15 protein-coding genes are annotated in these 15,690 nt (G+C 44.3%); 14 read left to right on the top strand and 1 reads right to left on the bottom strand.

Translation table 11 applies throughout. The annotated features are described in order from the left end of the window. Positions 1-35: 35 nt before the first annotated feature. From IGI69_RS14515 to IGI69_RS14505, 3 genes are all read left to right on the top strand, one after another. A complete protein-coding gene (locus IGI69_RS14515) occupies positions 36-1,520 on the top strand; it encodes an ABC transporter permease (protein WP_201691558.1) in 1,485 nt (494 codons plus the stop codon). 10 nt (positions 1,521-1,530) lie between these two features. Continuing rightward, positions 1,531-2,196: an ABC transporter ATP-binding protein gene (locus IGI69_RS14510; RefSeq protein WP_438741286.1), complete on the top strand. Its 666-nt coding sequence runs from the start codon at positions 1,531-1,533 to the stop codon at positions 2,194-2,196. Between the two features lie 167 nt (positions 2,197-2,363). Then, positions 2,364-2,816 carry a YaiI/YqxD family protein gene (locus tag IGI69_RS14505; protein WP_015510428.1) on the top strand — a complete coding sequence of 151 codons (453 nt, stop codon included), beginning with the start codon at positions 2,364-2,366 and terminating at the stop codon, positions 2,814-2,816. 52 nt (positions 2,817-2,868) lie between these two features. On the opposite strand, the gene IGI69_RS14500 is transcribed toward IGI69_RS14505, so the two are convergent. Continuing rightward, positions 2,869-4,611 (bottom strand): ABC1 kinase family protein, encoded by a 1,743-nt coding sequence (locus IGI69_RS14500; RefSeq protein WP_016609896.1) that lies wholly within the window; start codon positions 4,609-4,611, stop codon positions 2,869-2,871. A 182-nt stretch (positions 4,612-4,793) separates the two neighbouring features. On the opposite strand from IGI69_RS14500, the gene IGI69_RS14495 reads away from it, so the two are divergent. From IGI69_RS14495 to pcp, 11 genes are all read left to right on the top strand, one after another. Beyond that, positions 4,794-5,882: a D-alanine--D-alanine ligase gene (locus IGI69_RS14495; protein ID WP_015510426.1), complete on the top strand. Its 1,089-nt coding sequence runs from the start codon at positions 4,794-4,796 to the stop codon at positions 5,880-5,882. Positions 5,883-5,968: 86 nt separating this feature from the next. After that, positions 5,969-7,318 (top strand): UDP-N-acetylmuramoyl-tripeptide--D-alanyl-D-alanine ligase, encoded by a 1,350-nt coding sequence (locus IGI69_RS14490; protein WP_438741283.1) that lies wholly within the window; start codon positions 5,969-5,971, stop codon positions 7,316-7,318. 290 nt (positions 7,319-7,608) lie between these two features. After that, positions 7,609-9,135 carry a degradosome RNA helicase CshA gene (gene cshA, locus IGI69_RS14485; RefSeq protein WP_121260677.1) on the top strand — a complete coding sequence of 509 codons (1,527 nt, stop codon included), beginning with the start codon at positions 7,609-7,611 and terminating at the stop codon, positions 9,133-9,135. Between the two features lie 202 nt (positions 9,136-9,337). After that, on the top strand, positions 9,338-9,703 hold the full coding sequence (gene acpS, locus IGI69_RS14480) for a holo-ACP synthase (RefSeq protein ID WP_015510424.1): 366 nt from the start codon (positions 9,338-9,340) through the stop codon (positions 9,701-9,703). 122 nt (positions 9,704-9,825) lie between these two features. After that, positions 9,826-10,947, top strand: a complete 1,122-nt coding sequence (alr, locus tag IGI69_RS14475) for an alanine racemase (RefSeq protein ID WP_121260679.1) — start codon at positions 9,826-9,828, stop codon at positions 10,945-10,947. Between the two features lie 9 nt (positions 10,948-10,956). After that, entirely contained in the window at positions 10,957-11,328 is a 372-nt protein-coding gene (locus IGI69_RS14470) for a type II toxin-antitoxin system PemK/MazF family toxin (RefSeq protein WP_005227961.1), read from the top strand. 8 nt (positions 11,329-11,336) lie between these two features. After that, on the top strand, positions 11,337-11,633 hold the full coding sequence (locus tag IGI69_RS14465) for a hypothetical protein (RefSeq protein ID WP_121260681.1): 297 nt from the start codon (positions 11,337-11,339) through the stop codon (positions 11,631-11,633). Positions 11,634-11,933: 300 nt separating this feature from the next. Then, the gene (gene rlmN / locus IGI69_RS14460) at positions 11,934-13,001 is read left to right on the top strand and encodes a 23S rRNA (adenine(2503)-C(2))-methyltransferase RlmN (RefSeq protein ID WP_275853967.1); all 1,068 of its coding nucleotides are present in this window, start codon (positions 11,934-11,936) and stop codon (positions 12,999-13,001) included. Between the two features lie 195 nt (positions 13,002-13,196). Next, the gene (locus IGI69_RS14455) at positions 13,197-13,880 is read left to right on the top strand and encodes a DUF969 domain-containing protein (protein ID WP_010749105.1); all 684 of its coding nucleotides are present in this window, start codon (positions 13,197-13,199) and stop codon (positions 13,878-13,880) included. Beyond that, positions 13,881-14,801, top strand: coding sequence for a DUF979 domain-containing protein (locus tag IGI69_RS14450; protein WP_005227977.1), 921 nt, complete (start codon positions 13,881-13,883; stop codon positions 14,799-14,801). A 30-nt stretch (positions 14,802-14,831) separates the two neighbouring features. Continuing rightward, positions 14,832-15,479: a pyroglutamyl-peptidase I gene (gene pcp / locus IGI69_RS14445; protein ID WP_005227979.1), complete on the top strand. Its 648-nt coding sequence runs from the start codon at positions 14,832-14,834 to the stop codon at positions 15,477-15,479. Positions 15,480-15,690: the final 211 nt, after the last annotated feature.

The raw sequence follows: 15,690 nt of genomic DNA, 5'->3' as shown, positions 1-15,690 counted from the left end.
GAAATACAATAATTTGCCATTCAGGAGGAACAAAGATGAATTTTTTGAAACGAGGTCTCCAAAGTTTATGGGCGAAAAAAGGCCGGAGCCTGTTGCTGATCGCCGTGTTTTCTGCAATCTTGATTTTTGTATTGGCGGGTCTGACGATTCGCAGTGCGGCACTAGTAGCGACTGAAAATGCCCAGAAAAGTGTTGGCGCAACTGTGACGTTGCAAGCAAACCGCGAGCAGGCTTTTCAGCAAAGGAGCTCTTCTTCTGACAGCGATGACCAAAGCACCCGACCAGATCCAGGGAGTTTTCAATCGACACCAGTAGCGATTACTGATGCCCAAGCGATCGCCGATTTGGACGGGGTTGCCTCATATAGTTTTGAAGTCAGCACCTCTGCTGATGCCGTCAGCGGGATCGAACCGATCTCCAGCAGTGACTCATCGACAGAGTCAGAAGCAACCGATAGCAGCGAGACGGGGCAAATGGACGGTATGCCAGGAGGAATGCCTGGCGGGAATATGAGTACGGGTGATTTCCAAATCACTGGTGTATCAAGCAGTGCGGCGTATACGACTTTTTCGGAAGGAACAGCGACAATCACGGATGGAGAAGGCATTACTTCTGAGGATGAAGGTACGAACCAAGTCCTGATCGAATCCTCACTAGCCGAAGCAAATGATTTGGCAGTCGGAGATACGTTTTCGATTACTGATGCAGAGGACAATGAAGTCGAAGTGACGATCAAGGGAATCTATGAAACGAGTGAAGTAGGCAACAGCATGAGCCAAATGTTCAACTTTCTCAATCCAGCCAACACGATCTTTGCTTCTTATACCCTTGCCAATACGTTGAGCGGCAATGAGGACACCATTGACTCGGCAACCTATACCTTGAGTGATCCGTCTGAGATGACAGCATTCGTGGAAGAAGCGGAAGGGTTGATCGATACAGAAACCTACAGCATTCAAACCAACGATCAAATGTATCAGTCGATGCTGACACCATTAAATAATGTCGCTAGCTTTGCAAAAAATATTATTGTGTTAGTTGCTGCTGCCGGTATCATTATTTTGACGTTGATCGTGATGATGTCGATTCGGGAACGTCGTTATGAGATTGGTGTATTGCTCTCTTTAGGCGAGTCACGGGCTAAAGTGATCCTACAGTTTTTCACAGAGATTTTTGTCTGTATGGTATTTGCTTTAGGGATCGCGGCCGCTAGCGGCAATCTTGTCGGGAATGCCGTCGGAGAGCAATTATTGGCACAACAAACAGAGACAACGACTGATCAAGCAGCCACTGAAAACGCTGGTCCTGGAGGCGGGGAGATGCCGCAAATGGGCGGAAATCGTGGTGGTTCTTTCCCATCCTTCACCCAATCAGCAGAAGTGGAGTCCTTAGAAATCACCGTTTCCCCTCAACAAATTGGTTTATTGGCATTACTCGGTCTAGGGATCAGTTTTGGCTCGATCTTACTCTCTTCCGCGGGCATTTTGCGGTTGAATCCGAAAAAAATCTTGGTTTCTTAGGAGGAACGACATGACATTACGAACAGAACAATTAGGCTATTGGTATCAAAGCGAAGCAGAAGCGCTGTTTCGTGACGTTGATTTGACCTTTGAACCTGGCAAGATGTATGCGATCTTAGGTTCTAGCGGATCGGGGAAAACAACTTTCCTGTCACTGATCACGGGCCTAGATACACCGAAAGAAGGAAAGATTTTCTACAATGAAGAAACGTTAGCAAAAATCGGATTGCGAGAATACCGCCGCAAAGATGTTTCCATCGTGTTCCAAGCGTATAATCTATTGCCTTATCTGTCGGCACTGGACAATGTGATCACAGCGATGGCGATCGCGAAGTCGCAGCAAGCCGATAAAAAGGCCTATGCTTTAGCCAACTTAGCCAAAGTTGGCATCACGGAAGAGCTGGCACTGAAAAAAGTGACCCAATTATCGGGTGGGCAACAGCAGCGGGTCGCTATCGTTCGCGCGTTGTGCTGTGAACATGAGCTGATCGTAGCCGATGAACCGACTGGAAACTTGGATGAAACGACATCTAAAGAAATCGTCAAACTATTTCAAGAAATTGCTCATGAGCAAAAAAAATGTATTATCTTAGTGACCCATGAACAAGAAGTAGCCAAGGCTTGCGATGTCGTTTATGAGCTAAAAGAGCGAGCATTTGCTAAAGTTGAGGGATAAGCCTTGCTTAGGGTAGCTGCTAGTTATTAGGGCGGAGGCAGTTGCTCTTCCTGAAGCTTTAAATACATCCTCAAGGAAACGGTTGTAAAGTCTGCTTGCATCTTCGCCTTGCTCCTCTTACAATAGAAGTAATTGTAAACGAAGAAACTTGTGAGGGGAGTGTGGAGATGCGACTTTTTATTGACGGCGATGGATCGCCAGTGAAAAACGAAGTGATTGAGCTGGCCCAGCAATATCAGCTGCCGGTGGTGATCGTCACCAGTGTCGATCATTACACGACCAAAGATTATCCTGCCCATGTTCACTTTGTCTATGTCGACAAAGGCTCGGATCGTGCGGATTATGAAATCGTGAAGGAAATAGAGCCGGGTGATTTTCTCGTTACCCAAGATTATGGGTTAGCCTCTTTGGTCTTGCCGAAAAAAGCGCGGGTTTTTCACCATAACGGCACAGAGTATTTGCCAGAAACGATCGATTTTTTACTTGGACAACGCTACTTAGGTGCGCAGATGCGTAAAGCAGGCAAGCGTACAAAAGGACCGAAGCCCTTTACGAAAGAGGATCGGGAAGCCTTCAAACGAATCTTTGAAAACGAATTGCGACAGACCCTTGCAAAATAAGCACCCTCAAGACCCAGCTTCTGCATGAACCACGGGAATTGAAGGTGCTTATTTATTTCTTGCGAAAACGATCATAGAAGTATTTGCCGACTAAAGCCACGATCGCGAAAAATGCTAAGGTATATCCGAAGATCCCCATCTGATGGACGAAGGCTCCTTGTTGCGGGCTGGCGACCACCAATAAGGAAGAGCCAAGGATGACCGCAGCTAGAATAATACCGATCACCAGTCGATTGACCATCTGATCAAAGCGGTCCAATAGCTGTTTTTGTTCGCGGATCTCTAGATTCAATCGGTGTTTACCAGTCGCAAAAGTGTCTAAGACAGCCAAGGTCCGATCGGGAAGATGGCTAAGTGCCCGCAAGCTTTTTGCGGTTGCCAAGGCGCTTTTTTTCACCTCGTCTTCAATACTCAGCTGCTGCAGGAAATATTTTTGTGCAAAAGGCTGAGTGACTTCCATCATTGATAATTCGGGATCTAAGGCTTTGATCACACCTTCCAAGGTACCAAAAGCCTTGATCAGCAAGGTGATGTCTCGATGCATCTGCAGTTGGTTATCATGGCAGATCGTGATGACTTCAGCCATCACTTTTTGCAAGTCGATATCCTTTAGCGGCATATTATAGTAGTTTTCAACAAATTTTTGAAGATCCTGATAGAAGGCGACTTCGTCAAAGGAACTGCCGCTGCTGTTGCACAACCGCAAGACGGCTTTACCGACTTCTTGGGTGTCTTGGGTATAAAGAGCAATCAACGCATCGGCTAAACGGCTGCGTAAAGACTGATCCAAATGACCCATCATCCCAAAGTCCAAGAAAATCACTTGGTAAGGCGGCATGACAGCTTCTTCTTGCCATTTCAACGAATAATCGACCCCGCCGAGGACACCGACGCGCTGCTTGACTTGAAATGGTTGTGGGCGGTTGGCTTGATCCGTGAAGACATGCAAGAAAAGATTGCCAGGATGTGGATCAGCGTGAAAGAAGCCATCTTCAAAGACTTGTTTCATAAAGTTTTCGACTAATAGCGTCCCCACTTGTTTTTTCACTGCTTTAACGGACTGATTGTCATAAACGATGTCTTGATTTTTGCGGGTCAGTAAGCAATTCAAGCTTTCACCTGCCATGTAATCCATGACTAATACTTTTTGGGTACACCATTCGGGATAAACTTTTGGCAATGCCAACTGCGGGTCTTGGTGATTGTTGCGGTAGAATTCCTGTGCATTTTTCATCTCTTGTAAAAAATTTGTTTCATTGGCAAGGGATCGTCGGACTTCGCTTAGCACGCTTTTTAAATCCACCACATTGGCTTCTGGAATTGCGCGAACCAACGGCAGGGCTTTTTCAAAAAGATCGAGATCCACTTGAATTGCCGCAATGATCCCTGGATGCTGCACTTTGACGATCACTTCTTTGCCGCTGATCAAGTTTGCTCGATGGGCTTGTCCGATGGAAGCTGAGGCGACTGGAATTTCATCAAAAGCGGAAAAAACTTCCGTTAGCGGTTGCTGCAGTTCTGTTTCCAGCAGTGCTTTGACCTTGGGAAATGGATCGCTTTTGACATTGTCCTGCAGCTGCTTGAATTCATCGACAAAGGTGCTGGAAAGCAGATCATTGCGGACCGAAAGCATCTGCCCGATTTTGATAAATGTTGGTCCTAATTCTTCAAACGCTTGACGCACCATTTCGGGGTGCTGCTGTTTGCTGATATTTTGAACGACTTTGTATTTCAAAAAGACTTGAACGATTTGTTTTAATCGTCCTTTTCTAGAAGGAGCGGTTTGTTCTGTCATAGGTCCCACCTCTTTAAACGTGCCGTGATATATTCATAGTACTGACAAAATGAAAAACATTCAACTAACGACTGTGTAAGCTTAAAGAAATTTCTGCAAGATTTAATGCCGGTTGGTCGATTTTGTGCTAAAATGTGGAAGACTTAGTTTGGTAGAATCAATGAATACAGGAGGAAATTCTTTTGAAAATCATTTTATTATACGGGGGACGCAGTGCAGAACATGAGGTATCACTGTTATCCGCTTTTTCAGTTGTTAATGCTGTATATTATAATTACTACCAAGTTCAATTAGTAATGATCACCAAAGAAGGACGCTGGTTAAAAGGCCCATTATTGACTGAGGCGCCAACGTCTCCAGATACTTTAGCATTGACCAATGAAGAAACCAAAGGGGAAGAAATTTCACCTGGGGCAATCTACGAAGAAGACGCGATCGTCTTTCCTTTACTTCACGGACCAAACGGCGAAGACGGCACGATCCAAGGGTTTTTAGAAACCATCGGAATGCCTTATGTCGGAGCCGGTGTCTTGACTAGTGCCTGTGGGATGGACAAAATCATGACCAAGTATATCTTGCAAGCTGCGGGGATTCCGCAAGTTCCCTATGTACCAGTCTTGAAAAATGCGTGGAAAGAAAATCCGAAAAAGATTTTCGATCAATGTGAAGGCAGTCTGCTTTATCCAATGTTTGTCAAACCTGCCAACATGGGCTCAAGTGTCGGTATCTCGAAAGCCGAGAACCGTGAAGAACTGCAAAATGCGCTACAAGAAGCGTATCGCTACGATACCCGAGCGATCGTTGAACAAGGAATCGAAGCCCGTGAGATCGAAGTAGCCGTTCTTGGAAACGAAGACGTTCGGACCACAATGCCGGGAGAAATCGTAAAAGATGTTGCCTTTTATGATTACAATTCCAAATACATTGACAACCGAATCGAGATGCAGATTCCTGCACAAATTCCAGAAGAAACACAAGCCAAAGCCCAAGAGTTTGCGAAAAAAGCCTATACGATGTTAGGCGGCAGCGGATTGAGCCGTTGTGATTTCTTTTTGACCAATAAAAATGAGCTCTTTTTAAATGAGCTGAACACGATGCCAGGGTTCACTGAATTCAGCATGTACCCACTGCTATGGGAGAAGACCGGTTTGCCTTATGGGGATTTGATCGAAGAATTGATCCAATTAGGGATGAATCGTTTCAATCAAAGACGTTCGTTCTTGACCAATGTAGAAGCAACAGAAAAAGAAGCAGAAAACGAAGCAGAATAAATAGCAGGAAGAAAGCCAGCTCAACTCAAGGAAAATACTTGAAGCGATCTTGTGCTTTCTTTTTTTAGGAAAAAGGAGCGAACCTGATGAATTTTACTGTAAAAGAAGCCGCTGCCGTATTTGGTCAGCAAATTAAAAATGAAACACCACTTGCCTCTGTGGAATTCGACAGCCGTCTGATCAAAGAAAACAGTCTTTTTGTTCCCTTAGCGGGTACCCGTGACGGACATGAATTTGCCCAACAAGCCAAAGACAATGGGGCGATCGCCACACTGTGGAGCCACCCTACGATCGAACCGCCGCAAGACATCCTTGTGATTCCTGTCACGGATACCGTCAAAGCGTTCCAACAATTGGCACGAGCGTATAAAGAAAAGCTTGCACCGAAAATCATCGGTATTACTGGAAGTAACGGGAAAACGACCACCAAAGATATGGTGGAAGCGGTCATGGCCCAAAAGTACCAGACCTATAAAACCCAAGGCAACCACAACAATGAACTAGGCGTGCCTTTGACTATCTTGCATGCGCCAGAAGATACCCAAGTATTGATTTTAGAAATGGGAATGGATCATGCAGGTGAAATCGAAGTCCTTTCACGCTTAGCAGAACCTGACGCTGCCGCTATCACGTTGATTGGCGAAGCCCACATTGAAAACTTAGGGTCCAGAGAAGGGATCGCCAAAGCCAAAATGGAGATCACCGCAGGATTGAAAAAAGACGGCTTCTTTATGCTGCCAGCTGATGAACCATTGTTAGAGCCCTTTGTTCCCAATTTAATGCAGACCATTGAAACTTTTGGCTTAACTGAGGGAGATCTACAAGGAGATATCGTGGAGGAATCGCAAGATCAGACGATTTTTACGGTTGCAGGTACCACCTTTACCTTACCGGTCTTAGGCGGCTATAATGTCAAAAATGCCTTGATCGCGATTGGGATAGGACGTCATTTTGGTGTAGCAGATGAAGCGATCAAGGAAGGCTTGGCGCATTTTCAATTGACGAAAAATCGGACCCAATGGGTGACTGCTGGTAATGGGGCAGCGATTTTGAGCGATATTTACAATGCCAATCCGACGGCCATGGGTCTTGTATTGGATAGCTTCCGCAAATTGCCTTTAGCAGGACGACGGATCGCCGTATTGGCAGATATGCTTGAATTAGGACCAGATTCTGCACAAATGCATGAGCAGATGGCCGCACACTTGGATGACTCGTTCCAGCTAGTTTTCCTTTATGGCAAAGAAATGCAGGCATTGCAAAAACGACTAGCGAACACTGCCCTTGCTGACAAGGTGCGCTATTTTGCGATTGATGAAAAACCACAGCTGATCGCCTCCTTAATAGAAACTTTAGAACCTTCCGATAGCCTAGTGATCAAAGGCAGCAATGGCATGGGCCTGAGTGAAGTCGTTGATGCACTAAAAGGAATGTAAAGCGGAGTTGAAATCTTGCTGAAACTTTCAAAACGTGTTATACTTATCTAACGCCGAAAGATGAAGCACAGAATGATTACTGTAAAAAACATTGACGTTTTGAGATAAAATGATGGCTGAGACAAACAACACTTGTTTTAGCCTTTTATAATGCCTTCGTGAAGCGGTTTTTCGGTACCGAGAGAAAGATAAGAGTAAATGGGACTACTCTTGTGTTTCTGAAGAACTAACCTACGCTTCGATGATAGAAAAACAGGCATCGAAAAGATGACCAGCCTAGGAGGATCCATTTGAAATTTAAAGATCTAGAATTATCCAACGAATTATTGACTTCTGTTGAGCGTGCCGGCTTTGAAGAAGCAACACCCATCCAAGAAGCAACGATTCCATTAGCCTTAGCAGGCAAAGACGTGATCGGTCAAGCACAGACCGGTACTGGTAAAACCGCCGCATTTGGTTTGCCAATGTTAGAAAAAATCGACCCAGCGAACCATCAACTACAAGGATTAGTGATTGCCCCAACCCGTGAATTAGCGATCCAAACCCAAGAAGAATTGTATCGTCTTGGTAAAGACAAAAAAATTCGCGTTCAAGCAGTTTACGGTGGAGCCGATATCGGCCGTCAAATCCGTCAATTAAAAGATCGTCCCCATATCGTAGTTGGTACGCCAGGACGTATGTTAGACCATATCAACCGCCACACCTTAAAATTAGGTACGGTTGAAACGCTTGTATTAGATGAAGCAGACGAAATGTTGAACATGGGCTTCTTGGAAGATATTGAAAAAATCATCAGCCAAGTGCCAGATGTTCGTCAAACGTTGCTATTTTCAGCAACAATGCCGCCAGCAATCAAAAATATCGGCGTGAAATTCATGAAAGAGCCTGAACATGTTCAAATCAAAGCCAAAGAAATGACCGCTGATTTGATTGATCAATACTATGTTCGCTCAAAAGATTACGAAAAATTCGATGTCATGACTCGTTTGTTGGATGTGCAATCACCTGAATTGACGATCGTTTTCGGTCGTACGAAACGTCGCGTTGATGAATTGGCACGTGGTTTAGAAGCCCGTGGCTACAAAGCTGAAGGCATTCACGGGGACCTTTCTCAACAAAAACGGATGAGCGTTTTGCGTTCATTTAAGAGTGGTCAATTAGATATCTTAGTTGCCACAGACGTAGCAGCTCGCGGATTAGATATTTCTGGTGTTACACACGTTTACAACTACGATATCCCTCAAGATCCTGAAAGCTATGTTCACCGGATCGGACGTACAGGTCGTGCCGGAAAAGGCGGAATGTCAGTGACTTTCGTTACACCAAACGAAATGAGCTACTTGCATGTCATTGAAAACTTAACGAAAAAACGGATGACACCAATGCGCCCACCAACCGAAAAAGAAGCATTTAAAGGTCAATTAGGTGCCGCAATCGAAGCCGTTGAAACAAAATTGGATGAAAATGGTTTGGATAAATACTTGCAAGCAGCCGACGATCTTTTGGAACGTTATTCTGCACAAGATTTAGCAGCACTGCTTCTAAAAACAATGGCGAAAGATCCAGCTGATTTAGAACCAGTCAAAATCACACCAGAACGCCCATTACCTCAAGGAAAAAAATCATTCAATAAAAACGGACGTCGCAGCAATAACAGCAATGGCGGCAATCGTAACCGTAAAGAAAACGGTGGGAACCGTGGCGGCGGCAACGGCAATAAAGCCCGTGGTAACTATTCAAAAGATGGTGCCCGTAAAAACAATCGCCGTAGCAACGACAAAAAACGCGGTTTCGTAATCAGAAATAACCAAGACTAATTAAGTTTGTGGACCTTGTAAGGAAACTTGCAAGGTCTTTTTTATATAAAAAACAAATACGAACGATTGAAAATCTTAATCTCCGTATAAACTCGTCAGATTTGAATGGTAATTCGCCATTTTTTTGGTAGAATGGTAACTAGCTGAACAAGGGGTATTTCCAATTTGGAAAACCCTATCTTAGGTGAAGGTAGAGAAAAGAATGATCAAAGGAATCGGGATCGATGCAGTCGAGCTGCCTCGAATGAAAGAATTAATTGAAAAAAAACCTCAGTTTATAACGCGTATTTTAACAGAGAAGGAAGCAAAATTATTTGCACGTTTGCCTCTGAAACGTCAGGTAGAGTTCCTTGGTGGGCGCTATGCCTGCAAAGAAGCGTTCTCGAAAGCTTGGGGGACAGGGATCGGCAAAGTTTCTTTTCATGATATTGAAGTCTTGACCAATGAATTCGGTGCACCGATCGTTACTAAAGCACCGCATCCTTTAGAAAAAACGTTTGTCAGTATCACCCATACAAATGATACTGCTTTTGCACAAATTATTTTAGAAGTACTAGATAGTGAATAAACCAAGTTGAAGTAGTCTGTCAGTCAAGAAGACTTTGATACTTCATGGACGAACAGCCGACTACATAAAACCAACTTAATTTGTTCATCTGATCAAGCACTAGTAGAAAGAAGGAACTGGAAATGGTGGTTGCTTACCATAGACCAACGAAAGCGATAATTGATACAACTGCGATTACCGAAAACATCAAACATGAGATTGCTCACTTACCAAGCGAGACATTTCTTTTTGCGGTGGTCAAAGCGAATGGTTACGGACACGGAGCGGTTCAAACCGCTCTTGCAGCCAAAGAAGGCGGCGCAGATGGTTTTTGCGTTGCGACGATCGATGAAGCGATCGAATTGAGAGAAGCAGGGATCACTGACCCGATTTTGATCTTAGGTGTCGTGAACGTGTGTGATATTTCCTTGCTGACGACCTATGATTTGTCATTTCCAGTCGCTTCGATGGACTGGTTGATAGAAGCAGGCGCTTATTTAGAGGAGAACCCTCTAAATAAGCCGCTTAAAGTGCATATCAAGGTGGATACTGGTATGGGGAGAATCGGCTTTTTGACTGCCGAAGAAGTGCGCCAAGCCGTTCTTTGGTTAGAAGATCACCCCTCTTTTGATTGGGAAGGAATCTTTACCCATTTCTCCACAGCCGATCAAGCTGATACAACTTATTGGGAAACACAGCACCAGCGGTTTAAAGAAGTCTTAACTGTTTTGCCTTATTTGCCGACATATATACATACAGGCAATAGCGCGACCTCCTTGTGGCACAAAGAGGCCGTTGGGAATATGGTCCGTTTTGGGATCGCGATGTATGGATTGAATCCGTCAGGTCATGCATTGAAGGAACCATTTTCCTTAAAACCAGCCCTTTCACTTGTTTCTGAACTGATCCAAGTGAAATTACTTGAAAAAGGAGCGGGGATTGGCTATGGTGAGACATATATCACGCCCCGTCAGGAATGGATCGGCACTGTGCCTATCGGTTATGCGGATGGCTGGTTACGAAAAATGCAAGGCTTCTCACTCTTAGTAGAAGGCGAACCTTGTGAAATCGTCGGTCGGGTGTGTATGGATCAACTGATGATTCGTTTGCCGCGAGCATTTGCTGTCGGTACAACGGTCACGTTGATTGGTGAGAATCATGGGAAACGAATTACGATGCAGGATGTTGCAGACCAGTTAGAAACGATTCACTATGAAGTAGCGTGCACCCTCTCAGCAAGGGTTCCGCGAGAATATAAAAGTTAGGGTGGTCCTATGGTAAAAAGGGGAGATATTTATTTTGCCGATCTTTCACCAGTCGTTGGATCGGAGCAAGGCGGAATACGACCGGTCTTGATCATTCAAAATGACTTGGGCAATCACTTCAGTCCCACCGTGATCATTGCGGCGATCACGGCAAAAATGGCGAAGCCGAAATTACCAACCCACATTGGAATTTCCGCTTCTTGCACAGGGATTGGCAAAGACTCCGTCATTTTGATGGAACAGATCCGCACGATCGACAAAAGTCGGTTGAAAGAAAAAGTTTGTCATTTAGACGATAAAGTGATGTGTGAAGTCGATGCTGCTTTGATGATCAGTATTGGTGTGGAGCCGACCTTTGCTACATCAACGATCGAGGTGTAAAACAAGCAATGGGGTATGTAGTATTAATAGTAGTTGTCATTTTATTGATTCTCTTTACTTATAAACATATTCGCCGTTTTCTTTCAGAAACCAAAAAGCGCAACGAAACCATGGAACAAGGGTATTACCTTGTCAGTCATACATATGAAGAAAAGCGGGAACAGACACATTATTACGGCGTTTTTCAGCAGGGAGACAAAGAGCTGATACTAGAAATGTCGTTACAACTTTATTTGCAACTGCAGCCGCCGCAACGGGGCATGTTGACTGCCAAAGAAGGCAAAGTACTTTCTTTTGAAATGTGATCATGTAATGAAAGTAACGCGCACCAGGAAACAGCCCCCTCATGAAAACAAGCAGGAAAGAGCCGCTCCGTTTCGTACATCGGAGCAGGTTCTGCCACTGCTTGTTTTTTTCATGCAGGTCTTTGTGAGAGGTTTCCTATGGATTCAGATTCAATGAATGGAAGAAAGAGCATCTTCAAAAAAGAGGAATACCACAAAAGCGTGCGGCTAGAATGCTTTGAAGATCAGGTAATGTACGGTTGCTTTTCACAAAGAATTCAGTTATAGTATGTAGCGACTAGTTTGAAAAGAGGGAAAAAAGTGAACCCATCGATTTATGGACTTACCAAATCAGATCTATCTTTGTGGATAACTGAACAAAATGAAAAGAAATTCCGTGCCAACCAAGTGTGGGAGTGGCTCTATGAAAAACGAGTAACCAGCTTTGAAGAAATGACCAACCTACCGAAACCTTTGATTGAGAAACTGTCGGCAGCCTTTGTGATCAATCCTCTGAAACAGATGGTGGTACAAGAAGCCAGTGACGGAACCGTCAAGTATTTATTCCAATTGCCAGACAATCACATGATTGAAACGGTCTTGATGCGTCAAGAATATGGCATGTCCGTTTGTGTGACGACCCAAGTCGGCTGCAACATCGGCTGTACGTTTTGTGCCAGTGGGTTATTAAAGAAGCAACGAGACTTAACGGCAGGCGAGATCGTGGCTCAAATCATGTTAGTACAACACTATTTTGATGAACGCAATGAGGGGGAACGAGTCTCTCACGTGGTGGTCATGGGGATCGGCGAACCCTTTGATAACTATGACAATGTGATGCATTTCTTACAGATCATCAATGACCCGAAAGGCTTAGCGATCGGCGCGCGGCATATTACTGTGTCAACCAGCGGCTTAGCGCATAAAATTAGAGAGTTTGCGGAGAACGGCTTGCAAGTGAACCTAGCGATTTCGCTGCATGCCCCAAATAACGAAGTCAGAACCTCCATGATGCGGATCAATCGGAGTTTCCCGATTGAAAAGCTGATGGCAGCAGTCGATTATTATTTAGAAAAAACCAATCGTCGGATCACGTTTGAGTACATCATGCTGGATCATGTCAATGACCGGCCAGAACATGCCCGTCAGTTGGCAGCTTTATTGAAGGATAAAAAGAAATTGTCCTACGTCAACTTGATCCCATATAACCCAGTGAATGAACATGACCAATACGCTCGAAGTAAAAAAGCGGATGTGTTAGCCTTTTATGACATTTTAAAGAAAAACGGCATCAATTGCGTGATTCGTAAAGAACATGGGACAGATATCGACGCAGCTTGCGGACAGCTGCGAAGCAAACAAATGAAAAAAGAAGCCTCCGCTTCTTAAACGTAAAAAGCAAAAGAAGGACTGCACAAGCGCAGTTCTTCTTTTTGTTATTTACTATCTAAGTAATTAAAAAACGTATTAAAGAAAGCGTATTCCTCGAAAGAAAATTCAAAAAACATTGTTTTACAAGAAAAAAATAGATTATACTAAAAGCTGGTATCCATTAAAAATAACTTATCGTGAAAGGATGATTTGATGGAATGGATTAAATTAATTGGTATTCTAGTTATTTTAGTCGGCTTTTTGCTGAAGCTAGATACTATTGCTGTCGTAATCGTTGCTGGTTTTGTCACCGCGCTTGTGTCGGGGATTTCTGTTGTTGATTTTTTAACAATGTTAGGAGAAGCGTTTGTCAATAATCGACTCGTTACACTGTTCTTACTGACACTACCGATGGTCGGCTTGTCAGAACGTTTTGGCTTGAAGCAGCAGGCAGTCATATTGATTGAAAAGATCAAAGGCTTAACACCAGGGAAGTTCTTGAGCTTGTACTTGTTTATTCGAGAACTTGCTGGCTTTTTCTCTATTCGGATCCAAGGACATACACAATTTATCCGCCCGATCGTTAACCCGATGGCGCAAGCTGCTGGGGAAAACAAATTTGGGGAACTGGATGAAAAAGATCAGGAAAAAATCAAAGCTCGGGCTGCCGCTAACGAAAACTTCGGGAATTTCTTTGCCCAAAATACCTTTGTGGCTGCTTCTGGTGTGCTATTGATCGTAGGAACATTGCAATCTCTTGGCTACGATGTGGCAGCTAGTTCGATCGCGCAAGCCTCATTGCCGATCGCATTGATCGTCTTAGTCATTGCTACATTGTCGAACCTGCTCTTTGATCGTAAATTAGCAAAAAAATATGGCAAGAAGGAGGACAAATAGATGGAAGGAATCGTTAACGGATTACTGGAATTCTTTTATATCTTGATCGGATTGTTGTCGATCATGACGGCTGTACGGGTTTTTCGCGAAGCGGATCATCCCACCCGATTAGGCACCTCTGCTTTTTGGTTACTGCTAGGGATCGTCTTTGCTTTCGGGAATTTCTTGCCGTATCTTGTGGACGGAATTTTGATCGTTTTGATGGGCTGTTTGACCTTCTTCAAACAAGTGCAGATTGGTAAAATCGTGGACGTGGATGATGAAAAAGCAGAAGCATCGGCTAAACGGATCGGTAGTACGATCTTCGTGCCATGTATCAGCTTAGCATTGATCGCTGTGGTGATTTCTTATACACCATTAGGAGGCCAAGTTGGAATCGGGATCGCATCGATCTTAGCGCTCTTGTTGGCAGTCGTGTTGACTTCCGCTAAACCGAAAACAGTGCTGGACGATTCCGACCGGATGCTTCGTCAAGTCGGAACTGCCGGTATCTTGCCGCAGTTATTAGCAGCACTAGGTGTCATTTTTAACGCTGCTGGTGTCGGTGATGTGATTTCTCAAGGAATCTCTGGTGTCGTGCCAGAAGGCAATCGTTTTATCGGTGTCGTGGCTTACTGTTTAGGAATGATGATCTTTACTATGATTATGGGAAATGGTTTTGCGGCATTTACCGTTATTACTGCAGGCATCGGTGTACCTTTTGTGATGGCGCAAGGCGGCGACCCAGTCGTTGCTGGTGCGTTGGCAATGACCGCTGGTTTTTGTGGCACATTGCTGACTCCGATGGCAGCCAATTTCAATGCACTGCCAGTGGCCTTGTTAGAGATGAAAGACCCCAATGGTGTCATTAAAGCACAAGCCCCAATTGCTTTATTATTGTTAGTGATCCACATCGCTTTAATGTACTTTTGGGCATTTTAGTGGTAAAACAAAGAGGGAAGGATGATGGAAATGAAACTACTAATTACCGGATTTGATCCATTTGGCGGAGAAGCAATCAATCCTGCCTTAGAAGCAGTGAAATTACTGCCAGATACAATTCATGGTGCACAGATCGTTAAAGCAGAGATCCCCACTGTATTTGGGAAATCAGCAGCGATCGTCGCAGAGAAAATTGAAGAGATCCACCCAGATGTCGTTTTAAACATTGGCCAAGCGGGTGGACGGTTTGCCATCTCACCAGAACGAGTGGCGATCAATGTGGATGATGCCCGGATTCCTGATAACGAAGGCAATCAACCCGTCGATGAAGCGATCCAAACAGAAGGGAAGCCTGCTTACTTCACACAACTGCCGATCAAAGCAATGGTAGAAAACATGAAAAAAGCAGGAATACCTGCAGCCGTTTCTAATACTGCTGGAACCTTCGTCTGCAACCACATCATGTATCAAGTACAATACATGATCGATACAAAATACCCTGAAATGAAGGGCGGTTTTATCCACGTGCCGTTTATTCCTCAGCAAGTCGTCGATAAAGCAGGACAGCCTGCAATGAGCATCGAAGACATTGCCAAAGGATTGACTGCAGCGGTGGAAGCCATCGTTGATTATGCCGACAAAGAAGATCTAAAAGCAATTGGCGGCGCGATCCATTAATCATTGAAGGACATCCTTTCGGGGGTGCAACAATCGTCTTTAAGGCGAGAAGACCTGATCAGCAAGCATGCGATCAGGTCTTTTTTTGGCCTGTTTTGATAAAAATCATTGGCGATTTCTGTATGTTTACCCTTCTATCAGACATTTCTCATTTTGACGGGTAAAATGAAAAAGAAAGACAGAAAACGAATGTAATTTACATTTAACCATG

Origin of the sequence: Enterococcus sp. DIV1083b (genome assembly GCF_051713705.1) — a bacterium.
In the GTDB taxonomy this organism is placed as follows: Bacteria; Bacillota; Bacilli; order Lactobacillales; family Enterococcaceae; genus Enterococcus_D; species Enterococcus_D casseliflavus.
This window is presented reverse-complemented; position numbering and strand designations above follow the sequence as displayed.